Annotated in this window: 5 protein-coding genes; all 5 read left to right on the forward strand. The window is 59.8% G+C overall.

The features are described 5' to 3' along the window. Nucleotides 1–516, forward strand: a 516-nt coding sequence (locus B5F39_RS14340) for a hypothetical protein (protein ID WP_204245130.1), incomplete at its 5' end; no start/stop codon positions are given. Further along, complete coding sequence (locus tag B5F39_RS13810) at nucleotides 516–854, forward strand: phage tail protein (RefSeq protein ID WP_087368705.1); 339 nt, start codon at nucleotides 516–518, stop codon at nucleotides 852–854. The genes B5F39_RS14340 and B5F39_RS13810, both read left to right, overlap by 1 nt. Then, nucleotides 851–1,396: a hypothetical protein gene (locus B5F39_RS13815; protein ID WP_087368707.1), complete on the forward strand. Its 546-nt coding sequence runs from the start codon at nucleotides 851–853 to the stop codon at nucleotides 1,394–1,396. The genes B5F39_RS13810 and B5F39_RS13815 overlap by 4 nt, the downstream gene beginning before the upstream one ends. Nucleotides 1,397–1,716: 320 nt before the next feature. Continuing rightward, on the forward strand, nucleotides 1,717–2,103 hold the full coding sequence (locus B5F39_RS13820; RefSeq protein WP_143330772.1) for a hypothetical protein: 387 nt from the start codon (nucleotides 1,717–1,719) through the stop codon (nucleotides 2,101–2,103). Continuing rightward, a partial coding sequence (locus B5F39_RS13825) for a phage tail protein (RefSeq protein ID WP_143330773.1) occupies nucleotides 2,097–5,029 on the forward strand: 2,933 nt, incomplete at its 3' end. The genes B5F39_RS13820 and B5F39_RS13825, both read left to right, overlap by 7 nt.

Below are 5,029 nucleotides of genomic sequence, written 5' to 3' on the forward strand. Positions count from 1 at the left end.
GGCATCGGCAGCGCCTTCGAGAGCGCCATCCGCGGCACGGAGTCGCTCAGCGACGCAATGCTCGGCCTCTTGCAGGACATCGGCGCGGTAATTGTCAAAGCGCTCATTATGCGCGCGCTCTTCGGAGGAGAGGGCGGTGGCGGATTACTCGGCGGTCTCTTCGGCGCGATGCACGAGGGCGGCCCTGTCGGCGCGTTCTCGGGCGTCCGCGCGGTAGACCCCGGCGTGTTCGCCAACGCGCCGCGCTATCACTCGGGCGGAGTCGCGGGGCTCGCGCCCAACGAAGTCCCCGCGATACTCGAGGCCGGAGAGGTCGTCATACCGAAGGACGCCCGCCGGCGCGGCGGCGCGGAATCGGGCACGGGCGACACCTACAACATAACGATACAGGCCGTTGACACGCAGAGCTTCGCGAAGATGCTCGAGCGCGGCAAAGGGACGCTCGAAAATCTCATCGTCAACGGCATACAGCGCGGCGGTTCGCTGCGCAGCGCGATAAAGGGGGCGACGTCGTAATGCCTACGCCTGAATTTACATGGGAGCCGGATTACAGCTGGGAGATACAGCACGCGCGGCGCGTCAACATCACGACCTTCGAGAACGGCACGGAACAGCGCGCGGACCGCGGGCCGTCGCCGCGCGAGTGGGCGCTGAAATTTACGAAGCCCAACTCGGTCATAGGCGAGATAGAGGCCTTCTGGAACGCGCGCAAAGGCCCAGTCGAGTCGTTCATATGGACGCCGCCGGGCTCTGCCGAGGCCGTGACAGTGCGTTTCAAGGACGATAACGTTAAAATCTCGCGTTCCGGCCTGCGCCACGGCACCATCGAGCTGACGCTGAGGGAGATACTATGAGCGCGAGCGCGGAATTTAAGGAAGCCGCAGAGCAGGATGTCGTCCGCCCCGTCTATCTGGTGCGCGTGCTTGAAATCCCGCCGGTCAATCCGGCGACGCATGAGACGGATTACCTCTATCTTACCGACGCGAAGACCAACGTCACGTGGTTCGACGAGTTCGGCAATAGTCAGACCTATTACAGCTGCGGCATGACCATCGAAGAGGCGGAGCGCAGCAAAGACCAGACGACGGACCAGTGTCACATCTCGCTCGACAACGTGGACAATCAGTTCACGGCGCTCGCGCAGTATTACAAGCTCAACGGCGTCTACGTCGAGGTGTACCTGGGATTCGAGGATACGCTCGACTCCGACACCGGCGCAACGCTCAAGTTCTGCGGCAAGATACGCAGCATCACGATAGGCCAGACCTCTATAGACGCCGTAGTGTCGCAGGGCTTCGATGCGATGAACAAAGTCCCTCGCCGGATATGCTGGACTTCGCTCTTTCCCTATATCCCGAGCGCGAAGGACCCGAGGGAACTGAATCTGAGGACTTAACGCGAAGATTCCTTGTATAATTGGGCAGTTGCCGCACTCCATTCCTGGCAGCAGGAAGGAGGTGTTTCTGGTGCAACTGCTCATCTCTTTCGTTGTCTCTGTTGTTGCTGGTGTAGTCGCAAATTGCATCAGCAGGTGGCTCAGCAAAGACGACTAGCGGCAACATAGCCGCCAAAAGCAAAAGGAATACCCCGGGTCGCATCCGGGGTATTCTGTGTTTCTGGAACTGCTTATCTCTTTTGTGTTGCCGCGTATATTTTAACACAATCGCACTCATGCGTACACGTTTTTATATCGTCGCTAAGGATGGTGCAATGAATATGAACGTCAATCATCTCATCGGCCTCCCGTGGGGCTTCGCGACCGGCGAGGTCGACTGTCTGAAGCTCGCCGCGATGGCGCAGCGCGAGATATCCGGCATCGACGTGCCGCTTGAGCATTGGCCGTATAACGCGGAGGATTACGAGCGCCGCTCGCGTGACATCGCAGCAGTGCTGGAACAGATAGGCGAGCGCATCAAAGCTCCGCGGACGGGATCGGTGCTGCTCATGCGCTTCGCGCCCTATTACCATCTCGGGACGTTCGTCAGCGAGACGGAATTTCTTCACGTCCCGCGCGGCGGTACGAGCAGGCTGACGCGCTACAGTCTGCCGTATCGCCGCATCACGGTAGGAATCTATCGTATCAAGGAGGTACGGCTATGGTAACTGCCGCTATAGGAGCTCTTGTCGGCTGGGCTTTCTCCGGCTCGCTCATCGCCGCCGGAATTGTAACGACGGCCTTCGGTGCGATCGCGCTCGGCGCGTCGCTCGGCAGCCTTTTTGCGTCGCACGATAGCATGGACCTGTCGAGCTCGCCGAACTACAGCTTCGGGCCGATATCTAACACCATGTCGCAGCTCGTGCCGATATACGTCATATACGGCAAATGCCGCGTCGCCGGAAATATCATCTACCAGGCGTTCAACAACGATAAAAAAGAAGTCCAGGACTTATACATCCTCGTCGGAGAAGGCGGTATAAACTCGATAACAGGCGTCATGGCGAACGACCAGAATCCTGCGGAACTTGACGGCTGCTCTGTCACGACTTATCTGAACACGACGCAATTCACGCACGACAGCCGCGACCCGTCCGGCGCGCGTCCGTATCCTGACAACGTCGCGCTCATCTGCCTAACGCTCAAGGCGCAGGAAAACCTCAACGGCACGCCGACGATAACGAGCATCGTCGAGGGCATGAAGGTTTGGACGCCGAGCGGCTTCGCGTACAGCCGCAACCCGATATGGATAATTTTAGACATTCTTTGCCACCCTCGCTACGGAATGGGCATGGGCGCGGTCGACAGCACGGGCGCGTACACGCATCCGAACTGGGACAAGATAGATTACGCCTGCGCGCTTGCCGCCGCGAACTACTGCGACGGGACCGTCGAGTACGGTCCGCGCTTCCAGCTCGATTTCGTGCTGGACTCGAGCCGCCCTATCCGCGACGTGCTCACGGACTTCCTTGCGGTCTGCCGCGGCTACATGGTGCAGACCAACAAGCTCGAGATATACATCGACGCGCCTGTGTCGTCTTACAGCCGCAGCATAACGCCCGGAAATATCACCGAGAACAGCTTCACCTTCTGGCAGGCGGCGGACGAAGACGTCTGCAACCGCATCACAGTCGATTGGGTAGACCCCGACAACAACTACGAACGGGTGACCGATGTTTTTCAGGATTCAGACGACATTGCGATTCGCGGAGTCGTCGAAAAATCCGTCTCGCTGCTCGGCGTCACTCGCTCCGGGCAAGTCGGCCACATGGGATACTATCTGCTTAAATCGTCCATGCTCGTGCGCAACTTCTGCTCTTTCGGCGTCAGCTTCAAAGACTGCGACATACAGCCCGGCGAGGTGCTGACGGTCTCCTTCGAGGACTTCACTGGCTGGGTGAACAAGCCGTTCCGTGTGCTCTCGGTCAAAGACAACGGCAATGACGTGATGACCGTTACCTGCTCCGAGTACATCCCGGAGATATACGACGACAGCGTCATGGAGGTGCCGGTCCACATCGATACGAGCCTCACGACCAACTACAAACCCGACGACGTGGAGGACCTTTCTATAACAGAGCAGCTAGAGACGCTCCAGGACGGCAGCTATAACCTCATCGCGAAAATCACCTGGACGCCGCCGGAAAGCTATCAGACGCTTGAGCTGTGGTACCGTTACAGCTCAGAGGTCGCGTGGGTAGCCGGCGGCACGCTGCCGCAGGGCTCGACGGAGTATTATCTGCCATGCACCGGCAACATCGGCGATACTCTATACGTGCGCGTCTATACGGTCAGCCGCCTCGGCGTCCGCAGCGCGGGCCAAACGACGAGCCGCATACTGCGCGGCGACACGGTCCCGCCGGCGGCGCCTACGAACCTGCAGGGAGAAGGCGGCTTCCGGCTCGCGCGGCTCACATGGACAGACCCGCCGGACGGCGACCTCGACCACATCGACGTATATCGTTCGATTACGGCGGACATAGCCGAAGATTACGAAAAGATAGGGACGTCGCAGCGCTTCTCGCAGGAGTACGTGGATAATACGCTCTATGTCCTCCAGACTGCGTGGTACAAGCTTAAGGCCGTAGACGTGGCGTGCAACGAGAGCGAGTTTTCGTCTGTCATATCGGTGACGAGCGAGGCGCTTCCTGCGACGGAGATCCCAGAAGCCTCAATCGACGAGAGCAAGTTCATCCCAGGCCTTGCGGAAAAGATAGAAAACATAGACGAGGCCGCCGCCTCTATCCCCGCGATACTCAACGCCTTGAGCCTGGACAAGAGCATGGAGCAGGGCGCGAAGGCAGAGCGGACGCTGAGCACCAAGGTAGAAGAGGGCTTCGCGGCGGAGGCTAAGGAACGGCTCGAGCTCTCCGCGCGCATAGACGACACGATGGCGGCGGTCACGGAAGAATCCGTCGCGCGCGTCGAGGGAGACGAAGCCCTGTCCCAGAGAATCACGACGCTTGGAGCTGAAATAGACGGCACGCAGGCCGCGATACAGGAAGAGCAGAACGCGCGCGCGGACGGCGACGGGGCGCTCGCCGAACAGATAACGACGCTCGGCGTCCAGACCTCGGAAAGCCTCGCCGCAATCCGGCAGGAGATGACCGCCGACACCTCGAACGGCGTAGCCATAACGCTAAACGCGCTGTCCCAGGACAAGGCTCTGGAGTCTCAGGCCATCGCTGAGCGGACGCTCACAGTCAAATACAATGAAGAAGTAGCGGAACGGCTGCTGCTCGCAATAAAACAGGGCGAGACGCAGGCCGCGCTCGAGGCAGTCAACCAGATAGTCAACGGTCCGAACGGTTTAGTCGCGCAAAGCTACATCAAGACCGACGTAAACGGACACGTGGCGGGCGTCGGACTCTACAACGACGGCAGCGCGTCTGAGTTTGTGGTCGTGGCGAACCGGTTCCTGATCGCGAATGCGGACGGCTCCGTCACACCGATGTTTGAGATAAACGGCACGACGGGACTGGCGCAGCTTATAGGCAGCCTCATAGCCTCCGGCTCGCTGACCGGGCGCGAGCTGAACGCGGCGGCGAAAATGCAGCTGGGGCCCGGCGGTCAGTTCATCATGGGAGACGGCTC

Source organism: Cloacibacillus sp. An23, assembly GCF_002159945.1.
Taxonomy (GTDB): domain Bacteria; phylum Synergistota; class Synergistia; order Synergistales; family Synergistaceae; genus Caccocola.